This is a genomic window from Fusobacterium ulcerans ATCC 49185 (assembly GCF_900683735.1).
GTDB classification, from domain to species: domain Bacteria; phylum Fusobacteriota; class Fusobacteriia; order Fusobacteriales; family Fusobacteriaceae; genus Fusobacterium_A; species Fusobacterium_A ulcerans_A.
On record NZ_LR215979.1, the window covers coordinates 3655741 to 3680845 of the forward strand.

The window sequence follows — 25105 nt, forward strand, 5'->3', positions numbered from 1 at the left end:
AAAATATGAAGGCTTTGGGAATGATAGAAACTATTGGATTAGTAGGAGCTATTGAAGCAGCAGATGTAGCTTTAAAAACAGCTGAAGTAGAAATAGTAAATAGACATATTGTAAAAGGTGGTATAGTTACTGTTGAACTTAGTGGAGATGTAGGAGCTATAAAAGTTGCTGTAGAAGCTGGGGCAGAAGCAGCTAAAAAGTTAGGAGTCTTTGTAAGCAGCCATGTAATAGCAAGACCTGATGAGATGGTTTCTAAAATGATAGAGGAAAATAGTATAACTACTATTGAAAATATTAATGAAGAAATAACAGAAAAAAAAGATTCAGAAATAGAAGAAATAAAAATGGAAGTACAAGAAGAAGTCAAGATTGAAGAAACAGAAATAATTGAAAAATCAGTTGATACTTTAGCAGAAAAACCAATGATAAAAGAAAATAAATCTAAAAGAAAATAAGGAGTTGATTTGAATGGCAACATTAAACGCATTAGGAATGATAGAAACTAGAGGATTAGTAGCAGCAATTGAAGCAGCAGATGCAATGGTAAAAGCAGCAAATGTAACATTAGTAGGAAAAGAGATGGTAGGAGGAGGACTTGTAAGTGTTCTTGTAAGAGGAGATGTAGGAGCAGTAAAAGCAGCTACTGATGCAGGTGCAGCAGCAGCTGACAGAATAGGAGAATTAATCTCTGTTCATGTAATACCTAGACCTCACTCAGAAGTTGAGATCATATTACCAAAATCTTCAAAATAATTCTGATAGGAGGCTGGCTGCTTCAGTTAGCCTCCTATATTAAAAAAGGGGTTCTATGAAAACTATTGGGATAGCAGAATTCAACAATATTCCAGAAGGACTAAAAAATCTGGATATGGTTTTAAAAAAAGCAAATGTGACTATATATAAAGCTGGGGTTACATGCCCTGGAAAATATTATTTTATTGTTTATGGGGAAAATGAAGATGTGAAAAGTGCTTTTCAAGAAGTTGCTGGTGAAATAAAATTTGAGATTATTTCTGGTGTTTCTAATAAAATAATAGAAATATTAGAAAAAAGAGATAAAAAAGAATTAGGAAGTTCTATGGGAATAATAGAATTTTTTACAATATCTGAAAGTGTAAAAGCACTGGATATGATTTTAAAAAGCAATACAGTAGAAACTTTGAAGCTTATATTAGGAAATGGAATAGCAGGGAAGAGCTATTTTGTTATTACAGGAGATACTAGTTCTGTAACAGAAGCAATGACTTCCATTGACGAAAAAATAAAATATAGAGAGAAATCTCTAATAAATAATCCAGACAAGAATATAATTAAGTTTATTTGATATAGAAGGAGATACATATGGATAAAGATTTATTATCAATTCAACAGGTGAGAGATTTACTGAAAGCAGCAAAAACTGCTCAGGCTATATATGCAGAATTTACTCAGAAACAGGTAGACAAGGTAGTAGAAGCTATGTCTATGGAAGTGAGAAAACACGCAGAAAGACTTGCAAAAATGGCTAATGAAGAAACTGGTTTTGGGAAATGGCAGGACAAAGTAATTAAAAATAGATTTGCAAGTGAAATTGTTTATGAGTCTATAAAGGATATGAAAACTATAGGGATACTTGGAGAAAAGGATTCAGTTATGGATGTAGCTGTTCCAGTGGGAGTAATAGCAGGACTTATTCCATCAACTAATCCAACATCTACAGTGATATATAAAACACTTATAGCATTAAAAGCAGGAAATGGAATAGTTATAAGTCCACATCCTAATGCAAAAAAATGTATTATTGAAACAGTTGAAATCTTGAAAAAAGCTGCTTATGAGGCAGGAGCACCTGAAGGATTGATAGGAGTAATAGAGATTCCTACAATGGAAGCGACAGATGAACTTATGAAACATAAGAATACAGCATTGATTTTAGCTACAGGTGGAGAAGCTATGGTAAGGGCAGCATATAGTTCTGGAACTCCAGCTATAGGAGTAGGACCAGGAAATGGACCAGCATATATAGAAAAAACTGCTGATGTAAGAAAGGCAGTAAAAAGAATAATGGATAGTAAAACTTTTGACAATGGAGTTATATGTGCTTCTGAACAATCTATTATAGTAGAGCCTTCAAATAAACAGGAAGTAATGAATGAATTGAGAAGACAGGGAGGATATTTTCTAACACCAGAGCAATCAGAGAAACTAGGTAGATTTATATTGAGAGCAAATGGAACTATGAATCCTCAAATAGTAGGAAAAGATGCACAAACATTAGCTGGATTAGCAGGAATTGAAATACCAGAAGGAACAAGAGTATTACTTTCTGAGCAGTCAACTGTATCAAAGAGCAATCCATATTCAAGAGAAAAATTAACTACAATACTTGCATTCTATACAGCTGAGAACTGGGAAAAAGCTTGTGAAAGAGCTATAGAACTTCTTATGAATGAAGGAAAAGGGCATACAATGATTATTCATACAGAAAATAAAGAGCTTGTAAAAGAATTTGCATTGAAAAAACCAGTATCAAGACTTCTGATTAATACTCCAGGATCATTGGGGGGAATAGGTGGAAGTACAAATTTAGCTCCTGCTTTAACTTTAGGATGTGGAGCAGTAGGAGGAAGTTCAACTTCTGATAATGTAACTCCTATGAATCTTTTAAATATAAGAAAAGTAGGATGGGGAGTAAAGGAGTTGGAAGATTTTAGAGAAAAAGAGAATTGTAGAGAGTGTGATTCTTTAGAAGAATTGAACCTAGAGGAGTTAGTGAAAAAAGTCCTTTCTGAAATTGCTAAAGGATAGAGAGGTGTGGTTATGGTTTTGACAGAAGATAAACTAAAAAGTCTATATAAAAAAGAAGAATTTAAAAAGTTCATAGTGGAAAATGGAACTATAATAACTCCATCAGCAAGACAATTTCTTACAGATAAAGGAATAGAAGTTGTAAAAGAAGGAGCTGTTGAAGAAAAAACTGCAGTGCATGAAAAAGTAGTAGAAAGAATTATAGAAAAAACAATAACTCCTAAATATATTGGACTTTCTGGAGAAAGTTATTTTGAAAAGCCAGAACATATGACACAGATATCTGGGAATATACTTGTAAATAAAAATGATAAGAGAATAATATTCAGAGGAAAACTTGATAGTTTGAAATCTAAATGGTTGATACTGCAAAAAGAACTTGAAAATTATGGAAATGAAAAACTTAATAAAGATATGGAAAGTGTAACTGATTTTATAAAAAAAATAGTATTGGCAGAAGTTTTAGATACAGAATTAGAAGAAATAAAAGTGTTGGGAGAAACTTTAGATAAAATAAAAGAGATATCTCATAATCCTAAAAAATTCTTTGAAATTGGGCATATGTTTGATATTTCAGTGAAAAACAGTATGTTAGTTTTAAAGCTAAATGAAATGAGAAGTAATTGCAGAGAGTGTGAAATAACAGGGGTTACTACTTTTTTAACTGAAAAGGGAATAGCTGAAAAAAAGGAGATACTGAAAGCATTGAATAGACTTAGCAGCATAATATATGTAATGATGTTAAAAGGAGAAAAGGGTGAATATGGAGATAGATAAAATAGTAGAACTTGTAAAAAAGCAGCTGGAAAATTATGAGAAAAAAAGAATCCCCATAGAAGCTTCTGGAAGACACATTCATTTATCAGAAAAAGATGCAGAATTCCTTTTTGGAAAAGACTATAAATTTACAGCAGTAAAGGAACTTTCTCAGCCAGGACAGTTTGCCTGTAAAGAAAGAGTGAGATTAATAGGACCTAAAGGAATGATAGAAGGTGTAGTTATTTTAGGTCCTGTAAGAGAAAAAACTCAGGTAGAGATATCTATGACAGATGCAAAAATTTTGGGGATAAAAGGGATAGTAAGATTATCTGGAGATACTAATGAAACTCCAGGAATATTAGTAACTAATCAAGATAAAATATTAAATTTAAGTGAAGGAGTAATAGTAGCTAAAAATCATATTCATATGACATCAGAAGATGCTGAAAGAATGAATGTAAAAGATAAACAGTTGGTAAAGGTAAAAGTATTCTCTAAAAGACCTTTAATATTTGAAGATGTTATAATAAGAGTTACAAGCAAGTCAAAATTCAGTATGCATATAGATTATGATGAAGCTAATGCCTGCCTTTTAGAAAAAGATTCATATGGAGTTATTTATGAATGAATACGAATTAATAGAGATAATAAAAAGAGAGATAGAGAAATATTATTTAAAAACAGAAGCGAATTCTAAAAAAACTATTGGCTTTTTAGGAAAAGATATGGTATTAAAGGATCATCTTGAAAATATATTTAAAATAGAAGAAACAGCAGATAAAATAGTGGTATCTGAACTGGCTATAAAAAATCTGGCAGAAATAACTCATGGGACATATTCAACAGATGAAGGTAAAAAACTTCTGTATTATATATTAGAAGGAAAAGAATTGATACTGGCAGAAGAAGGAATAGAATGGAGAAGTTTCCCACTTATTCCTCCTAAACTTCAGGAAAAATATAGAGAATATGAAAAAATATTGGAAATGTATGGAGTCAAAATCCTGAAACGAATAGAAATAAAAGAATATCTTGAAGGAAAAAAAGACAGCTATAATGGAAGGGTACTTGATCTGAGAACTTTGAAAAACAATTTTAGCAGAAATGAAGGATATATTGAAATATCTACATCTACCACAGTGACAGAATTGGCAAAAGAATATGCAGCTGCAAACAATATCAAAATAACAAAAAGGTGAAAATATGATAATAGGAAAAGTTATTGGAAATGTGTGGGCTACAAGAAAAGCAGATAATCTGAATGGATTAAAATTTATGATAGTAGAGCTTCAAACAGGAGCATCCATAGTAGCTTGTGATGGAGTAGGAGCTGGAATAGGGGATAAAGTGCTAATAACTAAGGGAAGTTCAGCTAGAAAAGTTATGAGTCTGGAGGAAGCTCCTATTGATGCTGCAATAATTGGAATAATAGATGAGGGAGAAGGTGAATAGGGGATGGCAAAAAAGTTGATAACTCCTAATAATGTAACACAATATTTAAATGGAAATAAACTGTATGTTGATAAGGATATGATCTTATCTCCAAGTGTAAAGGACTATTTTAAAGAAAAAATGATTACAGTAATCTATGGAGAAGCAGAATTATGTGAAGAAAAAAAGTGTTGTGAAAAACAATCAGCAGAAAATATGAAAGATATGATAACAAGAATTTTAGAAAAAGATTTTAATATATATGATAAAAAACTAGTAGAGCTGATTTTAAAAAAAATTGAAGGAGTGGTTAAATAATGGGGATTAATGAAATAATTATCTATATAATGGTTTTGTTTATGGTAATTGGTGCAGTAGACAGATGTTTGGGAAATAAATTTGGATATGGACAGCAGTTTGAAGAAGGATTTATGGCTATGGGATCATTGGCTCTTGCAATGGTAGGGGTAGTTTCACTTGCTCCAGTACTGGCAAATATTTTAAGACCAGTAGTTTCACCAGTATATAAAATGCTTGGAGCTGATCCAGCAATGTTTGCAACTACTCTTCTTGCTTGTGATATGGGAGGATATCCTCTGGCTATGCAGCTGGCAGAAACAGAAGCAGCTGGAAAATTTGCAGGACTTATTCTTGGGTCAATGATGGGAGCAACAATAGTATTTACTATTCCTGTAGCTTTGGGAATTATAGAAGAAAAAGATAGAGAATTTTTAGCTAAGGGAGTTCTGGCAGGAATAATAACAATACCTCTTGGATGTTTAGCTGGAGGACTTGCTGCAGGATATAGTCTTTCTATGGTGCTTGCTAATCTAGTACCTATTATTATTGTTGCTGTTCTTATTTCTTTAGGTTTATGGAAGATACCTGAGAAAATGACAAAAGGATTCACAATATTTGGACAGGGAGTTGTTATTGTAATAACTATTGGATTGGCAGCAATAATAATTGAAACATTGACAGGAATAGTTGTTATTCCAGGAATGGCACCTATATCTGAGGGAATTGCTACAATAGGAGCTATTGCTATAACTTTAGCTGGAGCTTTCCCATTAGTTTATTTCATTACAAAAGTATTTAGTAAGCCTCTTTTAAAACTTGGAGGACTGCTTGGAATGAATGATAAAGCAGCAGCGGGAATGATAGCTACTCTTGCTAATAATATTCCTATGTTTGGATTATTGAAAGAAATGGATAATAGAGGAAAGATTTTAAATGTGGCATTTGCAGTAAGTGGAGCATTTGTATTTGGAGATCATTTAGGATTTATAGCTGGTGTGGATAAAACAATGATATTCCCAATGGTAGTTGGAAAACTTGTAGGAGGTATATCTGCTGTGATATTGGCTATGATAATGTTTGGAAAAGTGTCTGAAGAGAAAAAAATAAAATAAGCAGGTGAAGATATGGAAATAAATCAAGCTTTGTTGGAAGAACTGATAAAAAAAGTCATAGAAGCTGAAATGGGAAATAAAAACACTCAAGAATATAAATTTATGGATAAGAGTGGTATTGGTGTAGTTAAATTAAATAAGATGACAAAAAGAGACAGAATGGATACAGGAAATCCAAAGGATGAAGTGTACACTACTGATCTGTTTACTTTAGAAGAAGGACCAAGAATAGGTGCTGGACTGATGGAAATGGTAAAAACTACATTTGACTGGACTCTTACTTATGATGAGATAGATTATATAATAGATGGAAAATTAGATATAATAATAGATGGAAGGACAATATCAGGAGAAAAGGGAGATGTTATACTAATACCTAAAAATTCAAAAATCCAGTTTAGTGCTCCTGAATATGCAAAATTTCTATATGTAGTTTATCCAGCAAACTGGCAGGAACAAAAATAGGAGGGAAGCATGAAAACTTTTGGAATAAAACCAGAAATTAAATTTGGAGAGGATTCCCTTTCTTTCTTGAAAGATCTTCCTTATAAAAAATATTTTATAGTAACAGATGAGATGATGGTGCAGTTAAAACTTACTGATAAAATTATAGATAATTTAAATTCTAACTGTAAAATAAAAATATTTAGCAAGGTGCTTCCAAATCCAACAGTTGATATAGTTCAAAAAGGAATAGCAGAATTGATAACTTTTGAACCAGAATGTGTAATAGCTTTAGGTGGAGGTTCTCCAATAGATGCTTGTAAAGCAATACTATATTTTGGTGACAAGATATTTGAACTTTTAGGAAAGAAGAAAGAGAGAATATTTATTGCTATACCCACTACAAGTGGAACAGGTTCAGAAGTAACTTCTTATAGTGTTATAACTGATAATAACAGTAAGATAGCATTGGCAGATGATAAAATGCTTCCTGATATAGCTATATTAAATCCAGAATTTATGAAAACTTTACCTAAAAAAGTAGTAGCTGACACTGGGATGGATGTATTGACTCATGCATTGGAGGCTTATGTATCAAAAAATTCTAATTCATTTACAGATTCTATGGCATTGGAATCTATAAAAATTATATTTGAAAATCTATTGGAACACTATAATGATAGAGAAAGTATAGAACCTAGAGAAAATGTACAGTATGCCTCATGTATGGCAGGAATAGCATTTAATAATTCATCATTAGGAATAAATCATAGTATTGCTCACAGTATAGGAGCTAAATTCCATATACCTCATGGAAGAGCCAATGCCATTCTTCTTCCTTATATAATAGAAGTAAATAGTAATGCTGATGGAAGATATGCCTCAATTGCCAAAATTTTAGGATTCCCTGCTTCTAATAAAGAAGAAGGTAAAAAATCTTTGAGAATATTTATTAATATTTTAAAAGAGAAAATGGGAATAGAAAAATCTCTTGAAGAATTTGGAATAGATTTTGAAGAATATAAAAAAATGATTCCAGAAATATTAGTAGATATAAAAAAAGATATCTGTACTACATATAATCCAAATAGCTTAACTGATAAAGATTATATAAAATTATTGCTGAAAATCTATTATGGAGAATAGTATCCATAAAACTTTCGAAATAGGAGGAGTTTATGAACAAGATTATAAAGAAAATAATCAAAGTAGCAATAATATTCCAATTTTTAATCACTACAATTTTTGCAGGAGGACTTCTGGAACCAGGGAGATGGAATCCTGTAAATAGAGAAAAACTAGAAATACTGATAGAAAATAATAAAAACAAAGGAAATTATGTAGTTTTTGACTGGGATTATACATCTATATATCAAGATACCCAAGAAAATCTATTTAGATATCAAATAGATAATTTAAAATTTAAAATGACTCCAGCAGAATTCAAAAAAGCTATAAGAAAAGATATTCCTATGGATAATTTTGCAGATGAATTTAAGAATGTTGATGGACAAAATATAAATATAGAAAAAATAGGAGAAGACTTAGATAAAGATTATGGTTTTCTTTATGAAAATTATATAAAAAATAGGAAAATGACTCTTGAAGATATACAAAAAACAGAGGAATTTAAAGATTTTAGAGGGAAATTAGCATTTCTTTATGAAGCTATTGGGGGAACTTTTTCTCATGATATAGCTTATCCATGGGTTCTTTATCTATTTACTGGAATGACTCCAGCAGAGGTGAAAGAATTAGCAAAAGAGGCAAATGATTTTGGTATAGGAAATAGGTTGGACAAATATGTTTTAGAATCAAGTGATATTCTTAAAGGAAAAGCTGGAAAAGTAAGTAATATGTATAAAAGTGGATTAAGAACACAACCTGAAACAGCAAATTTATTTCATACTTTGAGAGATAATGGAATAGAAGTATATGTAGTATCAGCATCATTAGAAGAGGTAGTAGAAGTCTTTGCTACTGATAGATCATATGGATATAATCTGCCAGAAGAAAATATTTTTGGAATGAGATTAGAAATAAAAGATGGAAAGTTTACTACAGAATATAGGAAAGATTATCCACAAACTCAGACTAAGGGAAAAGTAGAGGCAATAAATAAATTTATAAAACCTAAACATGAAGGGAAAGAACCTATATTAGTAGCTGGGGATAGTTCAGGAGATTATAATATGATGACAGAATTTAAAGATATTCAAACTCTTCTGATAATGAAAAGAGAAGGGAAACTTGATGATTTAACAAAAGATTCAAGAGCTGTAACACAGCAAAGAAATTCTCAAACTGGATTATTTTCTCCTGAAATATAAAAATGACAATAAAATAGTAATTTAGTATATGATTATAGTATAAAAATAATAAAAATGTATAATGAGAAATAAACAGAACTTAAAATAAAGAGAAAAAACTCTTATAATTATTTTGAGTTCTGTTTTATTTTATATAATTTGACAATATTTTTTATATATTATACTATACCTTAAATAGAATATATATTTTTGGATAAATAATAAGCTTTTTATATTTCAAATGGAGGAATAATTATGGAAAATAAAGTATTAGTTGTCTATTTTACTTGGAGTGGAAGTTCAAAAATAGTGGCAGAAATAATGAAAGAAGAATTAAATGCTGTTATATTTCAAATTGAAGCAGTAAAAAAATATCCAGATAAATATATTACTTGTGTAGCCCAAGCTGGAGTGGAAAAATTAAAAAAAGAAAGACCTCAGTTGAAAGCAGAACTAGAAAATATTTCTGACTACAATAAAATAGTATTAGTATTTCCTAACTGGTGGGGAACATTACCAATGCCTGTATTTTCTTTCTTGGAGAAATATGATTTTACAGGAAAAACAATTCTTCCTATTTGTATGCATGGAGGAGGAGGACTTACTAAAACAATAAAAGATTTAGAAAAAGCATGTTCAACTGCGAATGTTTTAGAGGGAACTCCAATAAAGAAACAGGATACAGAATCAGATGCCACAAAAGAGATATTGAAAAAATTAGCAGAAGAAATAAAATAATAAAGGTAAAATATAAAATTTTCAAAGCTGTAAAGGAAGTGATATTATGGAATATAAATTAGTTAAACAAATAAGAGCTAATGATATCCTTCGTCAAAGTTTTATAAAACTGGCAGAAAAAACTTTTGGGTTATCTTTTCAAAATTGGTATGAAAATGGATTTTGGACAGAAAAATATATTCCATATACAATAGTGAAAGATGGAAAAAAAGTAGTTGCAAATGTTTCAGTAAATATTATAGACACAGAATGGGAAAACATGTCAAAACGCTATATACAGCTAGGAACAATAATGACTGATCCAGAATATAGAAATAGAGGATTTTCTTCTCAGCTGATTAAAGTAATTCTTTCAGAATGGGAAGATAAGTGTGATGCTGTTTATTTATTTGCAAATTCTACTGTTCTTGATTTCTATCCAAAATTTGGGTTTGTAAAAGCAGTTGAATATCAGTGTAAGATGCCTTTTTATGAAATGAAAGGAGATTTTAGAAAACTTAATATAAGTGTAGAAAAAGATAATGAAATACTAAAAAAGTGCTATAGAAAATCAAATCCTTTTTCTATATTACCTATGAAAAATAATTATGGGTTACTTATGTTTTATTGCAGTTCTTTTATGAAAGATTCTATATATTATTCTAAAAAATATGATATAGTATGTATTGCAGAAAAGGAAGAAAATACACTAATTTGTTTTGATATTTTTGGTAATAATATCTGCTCTATGGAAGAAGTAATTTTTAGCATCCCTTTAAAAAATATAAAAGAAGTTACTTTAGGATTTACTCCAAAGAATAGAGAAAAATATTTTAGTTCTCAAATAATAAATGAAGATACATTGTTTGTTTTAAAAGGGAAGGAAAATATATTTAAGAATAATAAGATTATGTTTCCTTTGTTATCACATGCTTAGTATAAAATAATAAATATTAAAAAAATTTTTAAAAGTTGAAACTGGAATTAAACTAGCTTCAACTTTTTCTTTTTTCTATGTTTTTTAGTGATATAAGCTATTTTTAATTGTAATAGTAAAAATTAAGAATTAATATTTTTTAAGAAAAGTCCACAAATTCTATAAATTTAACTATAATAAATACTTATAATTATTAATTGTTCCATTTTTAGTAAAAAATAATTTTTAATATTATGAAAATTGAACAAGGAAAAAATATGTGTAAAAATTGTAATTCATTCTCTTTGTATATTGTTTAATTCAAGGAAAATAAAAATTAAAAATAAAATATAAGTAAATAATAGAAATAAAATTTCAAAAAACTGAAAAATGAAAAAAATATATCAAAAATATCTTGACAGGAGTTACTTGAAGTTGTATACTTACATCAAACAAAAATATGTCAACTATAATATTAAAGGGGGAGAGCATATGAGAAAGTTTAAAGTGATTCTTTTGGCATTGTTTGTATTTGGGATACTTTCTGGATGTGGTGGAAGTAAAGAAGCACCAGCACCAGCAGAAACTAAAACAGAGCCAGTAAAGAATAATATTGTAACAATTGCAAATGATGTGGAACTTTCTTCAATGGATACAGGAGTAGCAACTGACGGGACTGCCTTTGAGGCTATTGCAGCAGTGAGTGAAGGGCTTTATCAGCTTGATGCTGCTGGAAATACTATTCCAGGTATGGCAGTGAAGGAAGAGGTAAGTGAAGATGGAAAAGTACGTATTTTTACTATTCGTGATGCAAAATGGAGTGATGGACAGCCAGTAACAGCAAATGATTTTGTATTTGCATGGAGACGTCTTGCTGATCCTAAGACAGCATCACAATATGGATATATGATAGAGGTAGCAGGTGTAAAAAATGCTGGTGCAGTAACATCAGGAGAAAAACCAGCTTCTGAATTGGGAATAACAGCAGTAGATGATAAAACATTGAAGATAGAACTTGAATATCCAGTTCCATTCTTTGATCAGCTAGTTGCATTTCCAGTATATTACCCAATTCGTGAAGATTTTTATAATAAATACAAAGAACAGTATGCACTTACTCCAGAAGCAATCTTGTCTAATGGACCTTTCAAAATGACAGAATGGAATCAAGGTGCAAACTATACAATGATAAAAAATGATCAGTATTATGATGCTGATAAAGTAAAAATAGATGGACTGAATTTCCAAGTAGTAAAAGATGCTCAGTCTGCAATGGTTGCCTTTGAGCAGGGAACTGTAGATTATGTAAAACTGACTGGTGAAATGGTGGAGCAATATAAAGATGCCCCTGGATTTTTAAATACTTTAGGTAGTTATTTATGGTACATATCTCCTAATCAAAAAGTAGCAGGACTTGAAAATCTTAATCTTCGTATGGCAATAGCTACTTCATTTGATAAAGAGCAAATAGCTAAATTTCTTTTAAAAGATGGTTCAATAGCTGCTAACTTTGCAGTTCCTGTAAAACTAGCAGTAGGACCTGATGGAAAAGATTTTCGTGAAACTGCTCCAACATATTTAAATGTAAATAAAGAAAAAGCAAAAGAATATTTTGAAAAAGCTAAAAAAGAACTTGGAAAAGATAAATTTACATATGAACTGTTATTTGAAGATACTGAATCTAGTAAAAAAGTAGCTGAATATTTGAAATCAGAAATAGAAACAAATCTGGTGGGAATGACAATTACTTTGAAACAACAGCCTAAGAAAGCTCGTCTGCAGTTAATGAGAAAGAAAACATATGAATTAGGGCTTACTCGTTGGGGTCCAGACTATGCTGATCCTATGACTTATCTTGATTTATGGATTACTGGAGGAGCATCTAACTATGGAGATTGGTCAAATGCAAAATATGACAAACTTATCTTTGATGCAAGTAAAGGTGATTTAACTGGTAAACCTGTAGAAAGATGGGAAGCATTAAAAGAAGCTGAAAAAGTTTGTTTAGATGATGCAGCTATTCTCCCTGTATATCAAACAGGTTCAGCAGTTATGATAAATCCGGACTTAACAGGATTTGAATTCCACTCAGTAGGTATACCTACAATTTATAAAAATATTATAAGAAAATAATTTAAAAATATATTATTTATACAGCACAATGCTGTTTTGGTATTGTGCTGTATTTTTATTATATAAAATTCAATAAATAGAAAGTTAAATTGTTAGTGACAGTATACTGCTTAAAGATTGTGTTGGCAGAGTAACTTTTAAAGGAGTAAAGGAAAAATGATTAAATATATAATAAAACGTTTAGCTATTGCTGCTATAACTCTTATTGTCATAGTTTTTATATTGTATCTAATGCTCCAGCTGATGCCTGGAACACCATTTAATGATGAAAAATTGACAGAGGCTCAAATGGCAATAGTAAAAGCAAAATATGGATTGGATAAACCATTTCTTGTTCAATTTTTTAATTATCTAAAACTTATGTTGCAGGGAGATTTTGGTGTGAGTTATTCTATTCAGCAAAATATGCCTGTATCACAAATGCTTGATGCTCGTCTATGGACATCTATCCGTATAGGACTCCAGGCTGTTGTAGTAGGAATAGTTTTAGGATTGCTTCTGGGAATAACAGCTGCATTGAAAAAAAATACATGGATAGATACACTATCTTCATTACTGGCAGTTATAGGGGTATCTATACCATCATTTGTTTTCGCACTATTCTTTATTTTGTTATTTGCTAAAAAATTAAATATACTTCCAGTACTGTATAATGTTCATCAGCCATTTATTTCAAGTATAATGCCCACAGTGGCGCTTTCGGTTTTTACTGTGGCAAATATAGCTCGTTTTACGAGAAGTGAGATGTCAGAAGTATTGGGAAGTGAATATATGCAGCTGGCACAGTCTAAAGGTTTGAGCAGAGGAACATTGATATTCCGTCATGCTTTAAGAAATACTTTGATACAAGTAGTAACAATTTTGGCACCATTGATAGTAGGATTGATGACGGGGTCGCTGGTAATAGAAAAAATGTTCTCAATACCAGGAATTGGACAGTTGTTAACAATGGGAATACAGGTAAATGACTACAATGTAATTATGGCTTGTGCATTTATTTACAGCTTGATGTATATTATTGTAATGTTGATAGTAGACCTTCTGTATGGAATAATTGATCCACGTATCAGACTGGTAAAAGGAGGAACAAATGAGTGATCAAAGAATAGTTTTTCAGAAAGATGATTTCAAACTTGCTCATCATAAAGACCTATACATAGATAAAGTCTATGAGAACCATTCTTTCTGGAGAGATTTTTTTATACGTTTAAAAGCTAATAAAGGTGCAGTAATTGGACTTATCTGCATATGTATAATAATTTTAATGTCAATAATAGCTCCTATATTTTCTCATTTTCAAATCAATGGAAATAATCTTGCTCATCAAAGTCTGCCTCCCAAAATTCCTTTTCTACAAAACTTAGGAATAGCAGATGGATATATGAAAGGAAAGGATATGTATGCAGTGAAAAAGATAAAAGATATATTCTATCTTTTTGGAACTGATACGATGGGAAGAGATATCTGGCTGAGAACATGGAGCGGAACTCGTATTTCATTGCTGGTAGCTGGAGCAGCTATCATTATAGATATGGCAGTTGGTATGACATATGGACTTATCTCAGGATATTTTGGTGGAAGAGTAGATATGGTTATGCAGCGTATTGTTGAGGTAATAAATTCTATTCCTACTTTGGTAATTGCTACACTTATGTTGGTAATTTTAAAACCAGGAATTATTCCCATCTTATTTGTTCTGGTACTGACAGGATGGATAGGGATGAGTCGTATTGCTCGTGCTCAGATGCTTAAACTAAAAGAACAGGAGTTTGTTCTTGCTTCAAAGACATTAGGAGCATCAGATATGCATATAATATTTAAGGATATTCTGCCAAATATATTTGGGCAGCTTATTATCATGTCAATGTTTTCAATACCTAATGCAATATTTATGGAAACAACACTTTCCTTTGTAGGTTTGGGAATTCCAGCACCAAATGTATCATTAGGAGTAATGATATCAGATGGATTCAAGTCATTTATGATATCTCCATATATGACTATTATTCCAGCTACGATATTAGCTATTCTTATGTTGAGCTTTAACTTGCTTGCTGATGGATTAAAGGATGCCTTTGACCCTAAAATGAAAGAGATGTAGGAGAGAAAATATGGAGAAAGAAAGAATATTATCAATTCGTGATTTAGATATTTGTTTTCATACAGCTAATGGAGTTGTGAATGCTATACGTGGTGTTCGTTTAGATTTATTCAAAGGAGAAACTATTGCTATAGTTGGAGAATCAGGATCAGGAAAATCTGTAACAGTAAAAGCTATAATGGGAATTTTGAGTGGTAATGGATTTATTAATAATGGAACTATTATATTTAAATATACAAATGAAAAGGGAGAAAAGATAAGAAGGGATATAATAAAACTAACTCCTAAAGAAATGCAGAAACATATTTGTGGAAAACGTATTGCAATGGTATTCCAAGACCCTATGACATCTCTGAATCCTACTATGACTATAGGGAAGCAGATTATGGAGGGAATGTGCTATCACTACAAAGTTTCTAAAAAAGAAGCTTATCAAAAGGCAGTAGAGTTATTAGAAGAAGTAGGTATTACTGAACCTGAAAAACGTATGAAAAACTATCCTCACCAGCTGTCTGGAGGTATGCGTCAGCGTGTTGTCATAGCAATAGCTCTGGCTTGTGATCCAGAAATATTAATATGTGATGAGCCAACTACAGCATTAGATGTTACTATTCAGGCAAAAATACTTGAATTGATAAAAGATATACAGGTTAAGAAAAATATCTCTGTAATCTATATAACACACGACCTTGGAGTAGTGGCAAAAGTTGCTGATTATGTAGCTGTTATGTATGCTGGAAAGATAGTGGAAAAAGGAAGTGTAGATGAGATATTTTATGATCCTCGCCATCCATACACATGGGGTCTTTTGTCATCTATGCCTGACATTGAGGCAAATGATGAGGTATTGTATACTATCCCAGGAACTCCACCAAATCTACTGAATAAAGTACCAGGAGATGCCTTTGCAGTTCGTAATGAATATGCTTTAAATATAGATTTCAGAGAAGAACCTCCAATGTTCAATGTGGGAGGAAAACATCGCGTGTCATCATGGCTTCTCCATGAAAATGCACCTAAGGTGGAAATGCCTGCTTCTTTAAAATGTCGTATAGAAAAAATGATAAAGGAGGGTAAATAATTATGGAAAGAACTCCTTTGCTTGAAGTAAAAAACTTGAAACAGTATTTTAAAATAAATAAAAAATTTACAGTAAAAGCTGTAGATGATATATCATTTAATATTTATCCAGGAGAAACATATGGATTGGTTGGAGAATCAGGATCAGGAAAATCTACAACAGGTCGTTCAATAATTCGTTTATATGAACCTACAGATGGAGAAGTTAATTTCAAAGGGGTAAAAATATCTGGGAAATTATCTGCAAGTCAGCTACAACATCTTCGTACAAAGATGCAGATGATATTTCAAGACCCTATGGCCTGTCTGAATCCAAGAATGAAAGTAATAGATATTATTGCTCAGGGACTGGATATCCATAAACTTTACAAAGATGAAAAAGAAAGAGAAGAGAAAGTTTATCATATTCTTGAACTAGTAGGGTTGTCACATGAACATGCAATGAGATATCCTCATCAATTTTCTGGAGGACAAAGACAGCGTATAGGAATAGCCAGAGCATTGATAATGAATCCTGAACTGATAATTGCAGATGAAGCTATTTCTGCTTTAGATGTATCGATACAGGCACAGGTAGTAAATCTAATGAAGGAACTTCAAAAGAAAACAGGAGCAGCATATCTATTTATTGCACATGATTTATCTATGGTAAAATATATCTCTGACAGAATAGGAGTACTTCATTTGGGACATTTGGTAGAAACAGGAACAACAGAAGAAATATTCAGTAATCCTATTCATCCATATACAAAGAGCCTTTTGTCAGCAATACCACTTCCCGATCCTAGAGTGGAAAAGGCAAGAATTGCAATGACTTATGACTACAAGAACAGCGGAATAGATTATACAAAGGGAAAGCAGAATCACATAGATGGACAGCACTATGTACTAGCAACAGATGAAGAGCTGAATGAATGGATTAAGAAATAAAATAAAAGACCTTGAAAAAAATCAGGGTCTTTTTTTATTTCTTAGGAAATTATAATTTGATAAATTTTTTGAAAAAATAAAAAATGTTAATTATTTTGTATTCATATTAGATATATTAATTGAATAAGATTAAAATTGACAGCACAAAAAAGCTGATTGTTAATCAGCTATTTAGCGATATTCTTTCCAGCAAATGGAGCCTGTATGTATATTAAAATATGATATTTTTTTAACTTTCATTCTGGTATTACATTTAAAACAATAAAAAGGATTTACTCCAAAAGCTTTCCATATTTCAAGTTGATAAAAAGTAAAATTGGAATATTTAGAGACATATTTTCTCATGAATTTCATGATGTTTTTAAGTTCTGATTTAATATTTCTAGAATAGATTCCAAAGCGCCTAATCATTTTGAAATGTTTAGGGGGAATGTGAATAATTAATTTGGAAAGAAATGTTTCTGCATCTAAAGTAAGCTCAATTCTTTGTTTATCATCAGCAAGACTTTCATAATAGAAAGTAACCTTATTATCATAAAAATCAATAATTTTATATTCTGCGATAGGAGCTCTTGCTAGATATCTGCCAATATATTTAATTGCATAAATATTATTATTTAAATCATTTTTTGCAACATTGAAAAAGAATCTTGTATTTTTGCGATAAAGGTAGTTAGCAGCAGCATAAGCTTTAGCTTTAATTTCAGGCTTGTCATAATTTCCAGATTTAACAATATCAATAACCATTTTTTTCCATTGTCCAGCAATGGAATTGACATGAAAATATTTTTTTTCAAGAAATTGGTAGTTTTTATTGAAACCACCTAAAGTAACAATAGCATGAATATGAGGGTTCCATTTAAGATCGCGTCCAAAGGTGTGAATAACAGTAATCAATCCATAATGAATGATATCTGAGTTAGTAAAGTATTTAGAAGAATATTTTGAAATTTTATGAATTCTTTGATTTTTTGCTTTAATGTTATGAAATTGATATTTAAAAACATCATTAACAGCATAAGCAAGCTTAGTTAAAAGATCTCTATCATAGAAGAAAAACATTCTAAGTTCTTCAGGAATAGTAAAAAGGACACTTCTATGTTTAACATCAATAAGAGAAGCGGAAGTTTTTTCAGTTCAAAGAGCAGAATAACGTTTACCGCAGGAAGGACAAAATCTAGATTTACAAGTAACTTTAATTTTATGTGCATCATGACAATTAGGGCATTGAAGAGAGAGAAAAGATTTATCAATAGAACAAGCTAAGAATTTTTGAATAGTCTGTTTAACATCCTCAAAATGCTCATTTTTAAAATATTTCTTGATTTTACCTAAAAGATTTGTTATATTGATTTTAGAGATAATATGTTTGATTTGCATGTATGTCTCCTTTGTATAATTAGGGTGGTAACTATATTATACAAAAAAGAGAGCTGAGTAAAACATTTTTTTTAATGTTACTCAGCTTTTTTTATTACTTAAAATTAATCATCTGGGTATTCAAGATCTTCGATACTTTTAGGAATAAATCCATTGATAGCTTCAACAATAGAAAACCTTAAAGTCAATAGATGGAAAGGAATAAAAGCAGAAGAGGAAACAGGAAAAACTTCAAGAGAGGGAGTATTTGCAGGAGTTGCTGCAGTTAATATTATACTTGTATTATTTGTTGATGAACATCGTTACAATAAAGATTGGAAAGTGGTACAGAAAAAATGTGAAAAGGTTGCAGCAGTTAATGTAAATGCTTAAAATATTAATTTGAAAAATATAACTTTTTTAAAAAATAAAATATTTATTAGAAAGAGCAGGAGAAGGGCAAGTAATTTTTCTTCCTAATATAAAATATGTTAGAAAATAATAGTATGTGCTATAATTGAGTTAAAATAAAAAACAATACTGCTAAGAAGGAAGAAGGACTGCTATATGGATACTAAAATTTTAAAAAGAACACTAAAAATAAAAAAAATATTGCCAATTATTGTAGTATTTTTTAGTTTTTTTATTTTAACAAATTGCTCAGCTCAAACAATAAATAAAACAACAGATTCAAAAGAAACAGCTGTCCCAATAAAAATACAGGGAGTAGACAATTTTTATAAAGTTTCTGAAACTTTATTTCGTTCTGCACAGCCTACAGAAACTGGGATGAAAAATATAGAATCTTTTGGAATTGGAACAGTAATTTCTTTGCGTTCTAAACAAAAAGATACAGAGTTGGCTAAAAATACAGAATTAAATCTTATACATGTAAGTATGAGAGCATGGAATCCTAAATATGAAGATGCAGTAAAAGTGATGTATCTTTTAAATCCAAACAATCCAGACACAAATAGAAAACCAATATTAATACATTGTTATCATGGAGCAGATCGTACTGGAATGATGGTTGCCTTGTACAGAATGGTCTATCAGAACTGGGAAAGAGAAAAAGCTCTAAATGAAATGTTGAATGGAGGATATGGATACCACTCAATGTGGAAGGATATAGTTACTTTTATAAAAACAGTAGATATAGAACAACTTAGAAAAGACAGTCAAATAGTAAATTAAAAAATATTGAAGAAAATTAAAAAGAGGAAGGTTCAAAGATAGATTATTCTGTCTGTGATTTTCCTCTTTTAATATTTATAAATTATTCTTTAATTTTTAGTTCAAGAACATCAGGTCTTGAGTAATGTCCACAAGCATCAAATTCCATACGACTCATAGGAACTTTTTCCATATCCAGTTCTGCATAGATAATTTTCTCTTTATCCCAGACAGGCTCAGTCTCATAATGTCCATATGGATCAACTATACAGCTTCCTCCACGACATACAATATCAGAAAGTTTTTCAATTTCATCTGGGCAGTGTAAATCATTAGGATACATATTCTTTGTAAAATACATATCACAATTGATAAAATAGCAGTGACCTTCAATAGCTATGTGACGAATAGTTGCCTGCCATTCTTCATTGTCATTAGTATTTGGAGAAATATATAAAGTGACACCTTTTTCATATAAAGCAACTCTAGCTAAAGGCATATAGCTTTCCCAACAGATAAGGCTTCCCATTATTCCCCAAGGAGTTTCAACAACTGGGAAATATCCTTTATCTGCATCTCCCCAGACAACACGTTCAGCACCAGTAGGTTTCAATTTTCTATGTACAGCAATCAGCTCTCCTTTTGGTGAGAAAAATAGATTTGAATTGTAAAGTGTAGCACTGACAGGGTCACGTTCAGAAACTCCAATACTTACATAGGCATTAGCTTTTTTTGCTGCTTCTCCTATAGCTTTTGTTTCCTCTCCTGGAACTAAAATAGAATTGTCATAATACATTTTCCAGTCTTTACGACCATCTGCATTACGGCTGCCTACAGTAAAACCAAATGTCATTCCATAGGGATATCCTGGAATGAAAAGTTCTGGAAATATGATTAATTCACTTTGTTTTTCTGAAGCCTCTTGGATTAATTTGATAGTTTTTTCAGTACAAAGGTGCTTGTCAAACATTACTGGAGCAGCTTGTACAACAGCAATTTTACACTTATTATTTAAATCTTTCATAATTTTCCCCCTTTAACCAGCAATTTTATGTTAATCTCAAATATTTAACACTATTATTATATCAAAAATACAAGGTACTTGTCATATGTTTTATTTTTAATATAGGATACTTCATAAAGATAAAGGACTTTTTTATCAATTAAGTTGACTTTGGATTGAAAAAACAGTTGACTCAGTATCATAAAAATGTTAAAAGTAGATAGCTTAGTCCAGTGAAATTAAGCAAAGACAAAAATAATTTTATACAGCAGCATTTTAGGGGGGACTATGAATTTTATAATTAGAGAGTATAAAAATGAGGACTTAGATTTTATTGTTGAGAAGCATTGGGAGATATATTCAACAGAATATGGGTACATCAAAAGAAGCTTTTATGATTATGTAAAAAAAACTTTAGATGATTTTCTTGTTGTAACAAAGTTTGAAAGAGAAAAAATTTGGATTGCTGAAGCAGAGGGAAAACCCATTGGAGCCATAGCTTTGATTATACCAGATTCTGACAAGCTATGGGAAGGACAGCTTCGTTGGTTTATTGTAGAAAAAGAATATAGAAAATATGGAGTAGGAAGAGCAATGATGGATAATCTGCTGAAATTTGCTGAAAAATGTGAGTACAAACATATTTTTCTCTGGACAGCAAGTAATTTAGACAGGGCATTATCATTTTATAGTCATCAAGGATTTTATGAAACAGATAGATTTTTGGAAACTGAATGGTGTGATGAGCCAATTTATGAAATTAGACTAGAGAAAGATATTTAAAAATTATAAATAAATAATTAATGTATAGAAAAATAAAAATCTAAACTAAATTTTAGAAATTTGGAAATTAGAAAAGTTTGTGTAATTAATGAAACAAATAAAATGTAAAAAATAATATTATTGAATGAAGTGAGTTAGAATTCAGTAAATGATTAAAAAGTATTATTTTAAATAAAGTTATGAGGGATATTTCCATAAGAGGATATATCTCTTTTATTTTTTTGTAAATTATGTTATTCTATTAAATAAGGCTAAAGTTTTTGACAGGCTTTTTTGTAAAAAAAATTAGGAGATATTGCTGAAATGTATAATGAAATCGACCTTCATCAAATGAACTTTGATGATGCTTTGAGGGTTTTTATAACTAAATATAATGCTTTATACAAAAAAGGCGAAAGAAAAGAGATAAAAGTGATACATGGATATGGCTCAAAATTTTTAGATGGAGAAGCTGTAATAAGAACGAAAATAAGACAATTTTTCTCTAAAAATAAAGACTGTGTGAGAATGAGAATAGATTTGAATCCTGGAGTGACATATGTCATGCCGTTGAAAAATCTTCCTCAGCCTAAAAAGAAAAAAATTGGATTTTAGCTGATAGAGAATCTAAACTATTTAATCGGAAGGTAATTATGTATATAAAAACTAAAAAAAATATTGGTGAACATGAAAAAGAAAAAATAATAGAATTTTTAAAAAGCAACGGATTAGGAATTATAATAATAGAAGATGAGGATATCCTGAAAATAGGAGTAATGGGAAATAAAAAAAATGTAGATATAGATGTACTTCTGTCTTTTGATGGCGTTGATGAAATGGTTCCCATTGGAAAAAGCTATAAATTTGTCAGCAGGGAATTTCAAAAAGAAGATACTGTGATAGACATCAAAGGAAGAAAAATAGGTGGAGGAAACTTCATGCTTATGGCTGGTCCTTGTGCTGTTGAGAGTAGAAAATCTATATTTGAAATAGCTGAAAGAGTAAAAAAATCTGGAGCCCAGGTATTGAGAGGAGGAGCTTTTAAACCAAGAACCTCTCCTTATGATTTTCAAGGTTTGGGAGAAGAGGGACTAAAATACATGAAAGAGGCAGCAGACAAGTACGACCTTTTAGTAGTAACAGAAGTAATGGATACTCAGGATATATCTCTTGTATCCAGATATGCTGATATACTTCAGATAGGGGCAAGAAATATGCAGAACTTCAGCCTTCTTAAAATGCTTGGGAAATGTGATAAGCCTATACTTTTAAAGAGAGGGCTAAGTGCAACAATGAGAGATCTTCTTATGGCAGCAGAATATATAGTTGCATATGGAAATACAAAAATAATACTGTGTGAAAGAGGAATCAGAACATTTGAAACAATAACTAGAAATACTGTGGATATAAATGCCATTCCTTTAATAAAAGAGAAATCACATCTTCCAATAATAATAGATGCAAGTCATGGAACAGGAAGAAGAAATCTTGTAGAGCCTGTAACATTGGCAGGAGTAATAGCTGGGGCAGATGGGACAATGGTAGAAGTACATGAAAATCCAGAATGTGCAATTTCTGATGGAGTTCAATCATTAGATTTCCCTGGATTTGAAAAACTGACAGAAAATTTGAAAAAAGTTTTGGAAGTAAAGAAAAATCTCATATAGAAAGAGGTAAGATATGTTTGAAGATAAAGGAAGCCATTTAATAATAAGAGAATTTGAAGATATGGGAATAGGAACTATATTTACAGATATCTCCTATGGGAATGCAAAACAGAAAACACGGGAAGAACTTGTAGAAGATTTTGCTCTTGGAAGCAGAATACTGATATCAGGATATCAAACTCATAGTAAAAATATACAGGTAATAAAAGAGATAGACCAGAAATATTTTGAAAATACAGATGGATTTATAACAGACAGAAAAGATGTAGTTATATTTACCAAATATGCTGATTGTCTTCCTGTATATATTTATGATCCTGTAAAAGAAGTTATTGGACTAGTACACTCTGGCTGGAGAGGAACTCTTCAGGAAATAACTTTAGAAGCTGTAAAACTAATGGAAGAAAATTATGGAACAGATATAAAAAATGTTTATTTTGCTTTTGGTATAGGTATTGGACAGGAAAATTATGAAGTTGGGCAGGAATTTAAAGACCTGTTCTCAGAAAAATTTCCATCTGATATAATAGCTGAAAGTTTTGTAGAAAAAAATGGGAAAATATATTTTGATAATCAGAAATTTAATCATCTAAATTTGATAGCTAATGAAGTGGACAAGTCTAAAATAATAACAAATGGATATTGTACATTCAGAGATAAAAGATTTCAATCTTTCAGAAGAGATAAAGAAAATTCAGGGAGAGCAGGAGGCTTTATTTATTTTAGATGATTATGAAATATTTATTGGGGGAGAATAATCTTGGATAAAGCTTTTTATAGAAACCTTTTGGCAATAACTATGCCTATTGCATTCCAGAATATAATTTCATATAGTGTAAATATGATGGATACACTTATGCTTGGAAGTTTGGGAGAAACTGTGCTGTCAGCTTCAAGTTTGGCTGGGCAGGTATTTTTTCTTTTTTCTATACTTGTATCTGGATTGGGATGTGGAGCAGGAGTTCTATGCAGTCAGTATTTTGGAAAAAGAGATTTAAAAAATCTGAGAAAAATAGCAGCAATGGTATTAAAACTGGCAATAGGCTTGAGTGTTATATTTACTCTGCTATTATTAATATGTCCAGCAGCAGTTATGAAAATATTTACTCCTGAAACAGCAGTTATAGAGCAGGGAGCAAAATATTTAAGAGCAGTTTCTGTATCATATATATGTTTTGGAATAACTACAACATTTTTAATAGTATTAAGAAGTCTGCAGGATGTAAAGCTTTCTCTATGGATATATACAGTGTCATTTTTTACAAATGTATTTTTTAATTATGTATTTATCTTTGGACATTTTGGATTTCCAAGAATGGGAATAGTTGGAGCTGCATTGGGAACAGTAATGGCTAGAGGAGTAGAAGTAGCTCTAGTAATGATATATCTAAAAAAATATGAGAAAGTTTTAAAATTTAAACCTATAATGCTGAAGCTTTATGATCGGATACTGTTTAAAGATATGATAAAATATGGACTTCCTGTAATAATTGGAGAATTATTCTGGGGGCTGGGGCTTTCAGCTCACTCAGCGATATTAGGGCATATGGGAGCAGCTGTAGTGGCAGCTAACAGTATATGTAATGTACTTCATCAGTTTGCTCTCTCATTTGTACAGGGAGTGGGAAGTGCTTCAGCTGTAATTATGGGAAGATATATTGGTGCTGGAGAAATTGCAGCAGCTAAGAAAGCTTCAAAAGCTCTTGTAAAATTCTTTGCTGTATGTGGAGTGATAACAGCTGCATTTTTATTAGGTGTAAGTGAACCATTCTTTTCATTCTACAGCTTACAGCCAGCTACTTTGAAATTAGCCAGACATTTTATGCTTGCATATGCTTTTATCACTATGTTCAGAGCAATATCAGCTCCTATTATAGGAGGAATATTGTGGGGAAGTGGAGATACAAGGTTTGCAGCAACTGTGGATATATCATTCTTGTGGTGTCTGCTTCCAATAGGATTTATGGCGGCTTTTAAATGGCATTGGAACCCAGCTTTGGTTCTTGTGATATTAAGACTTGAAACACCATTGAAAATGGTAGCCTGTCTTATAAGGCTTCGTGGAGATAAGTGGATAAAGTCAACAGTAAGATAGAAAACAAATAAAAAACTGTACCTAAAA

Annotated in this window: 29 protein-coding genes and 1 pseudogene; 27 read left to right on the forward strand and 3 right to left on the reverse strand. The window is 31.0% G+C overall.

The genetic code is table 11. From position 1 onward, the window contains the following. The first annotated feature begins 5 nt into the window (after nucleotides 1-5). From E0E45_RS16625 to E0E45_RS16720, 20 genes are all read left to right on the forward strand, one after another. Nucleotides 6-455 (forward strand): BMC domain-containing protein, encoded by a 450-nt coding sequence (locus tag E0E45_RS16625; protein ID WP_130892161.1) that lies wholly within the window; start codon nucleotides 6-8, stop codon nucleotides 453-455. A gap of 13 nt (nucleotides 456-468) precedes the next feature. Next, nucleotides 469-753: an ethanolamine utilization microcompartment protein EutM gene (gene eutM, locus E0E45_RS16630; protein ID WP_005949821.1), complete on the forward strand. Its 285-nt coding sequence runs from the start codon at nucleotides 469-471 to the stop codon at nucleotides 751-753. Between the two features lie 55 nt (nucleotides 754-808). Further along, a complete protein-coding gene (locus E0E45_RS16635) occupies nucleotides 809-1324 on the forward strand; it encodes a BMC domain-containing protein (protein ID WP_130892162.1) in 516 nt (171 codons plus the stop codon). A 17-nt stretch (nucleotides 1325-1341) separates the two neighbouring features. Beyond that, on the forward strand, nucleotides 1342-2787 hold the full coding sequence (locus E0E45_RS16640; protein WP_130892163.1) for an acetaldehyde dehydrogenase (acetylating): 1446 nt from the start codon (nucleotides 1342-1344) through the stop codon (nucleotides 2785-2787). Between the two features lie 12 nt (nucleotides 2788-2799). Next, nucleotides 2800-3564, forward strand: coding sequence for an ethanolamine utilization protein (locus E0E45_RS16645; RefSeq protein WP_130892164.1), 765 nt, complete (start codon nucleotides 2800-2802; stop codon nucleotides 3562-3564). Next, nucleotides 3551-4174, forward strand: coding sequence for a phosphate propanoyltransferase (pduL, locus tag E0E45_RS16650; protein WP_130892165.1), 624 nt, complete (start codon nucleotides 3551-3553; stop codon nucleotides 4172-4174). Before E0E45_RS16645 ends, pduL begins: the two co-directional genes overlap by 14 nt. Beyond that, the gene (locus E0E45_RS16655; RefSeq protein WP_130892166.1) at nucleotides 4167-4745 is read left to right on the forward strand and encodes a hypothetical protein; all 579 of its coding nucleotides are present in this window, start codon (nucleotides 4167-4169) and stop codon (nucleotides 4743-4745) included. Before pduL ends, E0E45_RS16655 begins: the two co-directional genes overlap by 8 nt. A 4-nt stretch (nucleotides 4746-4749) precedes the next feature. After that, nucleotides 4750-4998, forward strand: coding sequence for a EutN/CcmL family microcompartment protein (locus tag E0E45_RS16660; protein ID WP_130892167.1), 249 nt, complete (start codon nucleotides 4750-4752; stop codon nucleotides 4996-4998). 3 nt (nucleotides 4999-5001) lie between these two features. Further along, nucleotides 5002-5295 (forward strand): hypothetical protein, encoded by a 294-nt coding sequence (locus E0E45_RS16665; RefSeq protein WP_130892168.1) that lies wholly within the window; start codon nucleotides 5002-5004, stop codon nucleotides 5293-5295. After that, nucleotides 5295-6389: an ethanolamine utilization protein EutH gene (eutH, locus tag E0E45_RS16670; protein ID WP_130892169.1), complete on the forward strand. Its 1095-nt coding sequence runs from the start codon at nucleotides 5295-5297 to the stop codon at nucleotides 6387-6389. The genes E0E45_RS16665 and eutH overlap by 1 nt, the downstream gene beginning before the upstream one ends. 18 nt (nucleotides 6390-6407) lie before the next feature. Further along, entirely contained in the window at nucleotides 6408-6854 is a 447-nt protein-coding gene (locus tag E0E45_RS16675; protein WP_172604241.1) for a cupin domain-containing protein, read from the forward strand. A 9-nt stretch (nucleotides 6855-6863) separates the two neighbouring features. Continuing rightward, nucleotides 6864-7979 (forward strand): 1-propanol dehydrogenase PduQ, encoded by a 1116-nt coding sequence (locus tag E0E45_RS16680; protein WP_130892171.1) that lies wholly within the window; start codon nucleotides 6864-6866, stop codon nucleotides 7977-7979. 32 nt (nucleotides 7980-8011) lie between these two features. Further along, nucleotides 8012-9163 carry an HAD family hydrolase gene (locus E0E45_RS16685; RefSeq protein ID WP_130892172.1) on the forward strand — a complete coding sequence of 384 codons (1152 nt, stop codon included), beginning with the start codon at nucleotides 8012-8014 and terminating at the stop codon, nucleotides 9161-9163. A 234-nt stretch (nucleotides 9164-9397) separates the two neighbouring features. Beyond that, nucleotides 9398-9880 carry a flavodoxin gene (locus E0E45_RS16690; protein WP_130892173.1) on the forward strand — a complete coding sequence of 161 codons (483 nt, stop codon included), beginning with the start codon at nucleotides 9398-9400 and terminating at the stop codon, nucleotides 9878-9880. Between the two features lie 46 nt (nucleotides 9881-9926). Further along, nucleotides 9927-10796 (forward strand): GNAT family N-acetyltransferase, encoded by an 870-nt coding sequence (locus E0E45_RS16695; RefSeq protein ID WP_130892174.1) that lies wholly within the window; start codon nucleotides 9927-9929, stop codon nucleotides 10794-10796. Nucleotides 10797-11267: 471 nt separating this feature from the next. Beyond that, entirely contained in the window at nucleotides 11268-12908 is a 1641-nt protein-coding gene (locus tag E0E45_RS16700) for a peptide ABC transporter substrate-binding protein (protein WP_130892175.1), read from the forward strand. Between the two features lie 156 nt (nucleotides 12909-13064). Further along, nucleotides 13065-14006, forward strand: coding sequence for an ABC transporter permease (locus E0E45_RS16705; RefSeq protein ID WP_130892176.1), 942 nt, complete (start codon nucleotides 13065-13067; stop codon nucleotides 14004-14006). Further along, nucleotides 13999-15009 (forward strand): ABC transporter permease, encoded by a 1011-nt coding sequence (locus tag E0E45_RS16710; RefSeq protein ID WP_130892177.1) that lies wholly within the window; start codon nucleotides 13999-14001, stop codon nucleotides 15007-15009. The genes E0E45_RS16705 and E0E45_RS16710 overlap by 8 nt, the downstream gene beginning before the upstream one ends. A gap of 10 nt (nucleotides 15010-15019) precedes the next feature. Beyond that, entirely contained in the window at nucleotides 15020-16090 is a 1071-nt protein-coding gene (locus E0E45_RS16715; RefSeq protein ID WP_130892178.1) for an ABC transporter ATP-binding protein, read from the forward strand. A gap of 2 nt (nucleotides 16091-16092) precedes the next feature. Beyond that, a complete protein-coding gene (locus E0E45_RS16720; protein WP_130892179.1) occupies nucleotides 16093-17019 on the forward strand; it encodes an ABC transporter ATP-binding protein in 927 nt (308 codons plus the stop codon). Between the two features lie 171 nt (nucleotides 17020-17190). Here E0E45_RS16720 and E0E45_RS16725 read toward each other — a convergent pair. Together E0E45_RS16725 and E0E45_RS16730 are read right to left on the reverse strand one after the other, a co-directional pair. Continuing rightward, a pseudogene (locus E0E45_RS16725) lies at nucleotides 17191-18141 on the reverse strand (IS91 family transposase); the annotation flags it as partial. Between the two features lie 15 nt (nucleotides 18142-18156). Continuing rightward, the gene (locus E0E45_RS16730; RefSeq protein ID WP_130889724.1) at nucleotides 18157-18399 is read right to left on the reverse strand and encodes a transposase zinc-binding domain-containing protein; all 243 of its coding nucleotides are present in this window, start codon (nucleotides 18397-18399) and stop codon (nucleotides 18157-18159) included. A 153-nt stretch (nucleotides 18400-18552) separates the two neighbouring features. On the opposite strand from E0E45_RS16730, the gene E0E45_RS16735 reads away from it, so the two are divergent. Then, the gene (locus E0E45_RS16735; protein WP_130892180.1) at nucleotides 18553-18771 is read left to right on the forward strand and encodes a hypothetical protein; all 219 of its coding nucleotides are present in this window, start codon (nucleotides 18553-18555) and stop codon (nucleotides 18769-18771) included. A 174-nt stretch (nucleotides 18772-18945) separates the two neighbouring features. Continuing rightward, on the forward strand, nucleotides 18946-19572 hold the full coding sequence (locus E0E45_RS16740) for a fused DSP-PTPase phosphatase/NAD kinase-like protein (RefSeq protein ID WP_130892181.1): 627 nt from the start codon (nucleotides 18946-18948) through the stop codon (nucleotides 19570-19572). An 82-nt stretch (nucleotides 19573-19654) separates the two neighbouring features. Here the strand turns inward: E0E45_RS16740 and E0E45_RS16745 are convergent, their stop codons facing one another. Next, nucleotides 19655-20575 (reverse strand): carbon-nitrogen hydrolase family protein, encoded by a 921-nt coding sequence (locus tag E0E45_RS16745; RefSeq protein ID WP_130892182.1) that lies wholly within the window; start codon nucleotides 20573-20575, stop codon nucleotides 19655-19657. A gap of 267 nt (nucleotides 20576-20842) precedes the next feature. Between E0E45_RS16745 and E0E45_RS16750 the strand changes: the two genes are divergently transcribed. The 5 genes from E0E45_RS16750 to E0E45_RS16770 all read left to right on the forward strand — a co-directional run bounded on the left by E0E45_RS16750 (nucleotide 20843) and on the right by E0E45_RS16770 (nucleotide 25078). Further along, entirely contained in the window at nucleotides 20843-21337 is a 495-nt protein-coding gene (locus E0E45_RS16750) for a GNAT family N-acetyltransferase (RefSeq protein WP_130892183.1), read from the forward strand. 303 nt (nucleotides 21338-21640) lie between these two features. Beyond that, on the forward strand, nucleotides 21641-21931 hold the full coding sequence (locus E0E45_RS16755) for a Smr/MutS family protein (protein WP_008698410.1): 291 nt from the start codon (nucleotides 21641-21643) through the stop codon (nucleotides 21929-21931). 38 nt (nucleotides 21932-21969) lie between these two features. Beyond that, nucleotides 21970-22983, forward strand: a complete 1014-nt coding sequence (aroF, locus tag E0E45_RS16760) for a 3-deoxy-7-phosphoheptulonate synthase (RefSeq protein ID WP_130892184.1) — start codon at nucleotides 21970-21972, stop codon at nucleotides 22981-22983. Between the two features lie 13 nt (nucleotides 22984-22996). Beyond that, nucleotides 22997-23713 carry a peptidoglycan editing factor PgeF gene (gene pgeF / locus E0E45_RS16765; RefSeq protein WP_130892185.1) on the forward strand — a complete coding sequence of 239 codons (717 nt, stop codon included), beginning with the start codon at nucleotides 22997-22999 and terminating at the stop codon, nucleotides 23711-23713. 30 nt (nucleotides 23714-23743) lie between these two features. Continuing rightward, nucleotides 23744-25078 carry an MATE family efflux transporter gene (locus E0E45_RS16770; RefSeq protein WP_130892186.1) on the forward strand — a complete coding sequence of 445 codons (1335 nt, stop codon included), beginning with the start codon at nucleotides 23744-23746 and terminating at the stop codon, nucleotides 25076-25078. The last annotated feature ends 27 nt before the right edge of the window (nucleotides 25079-25105 follow it).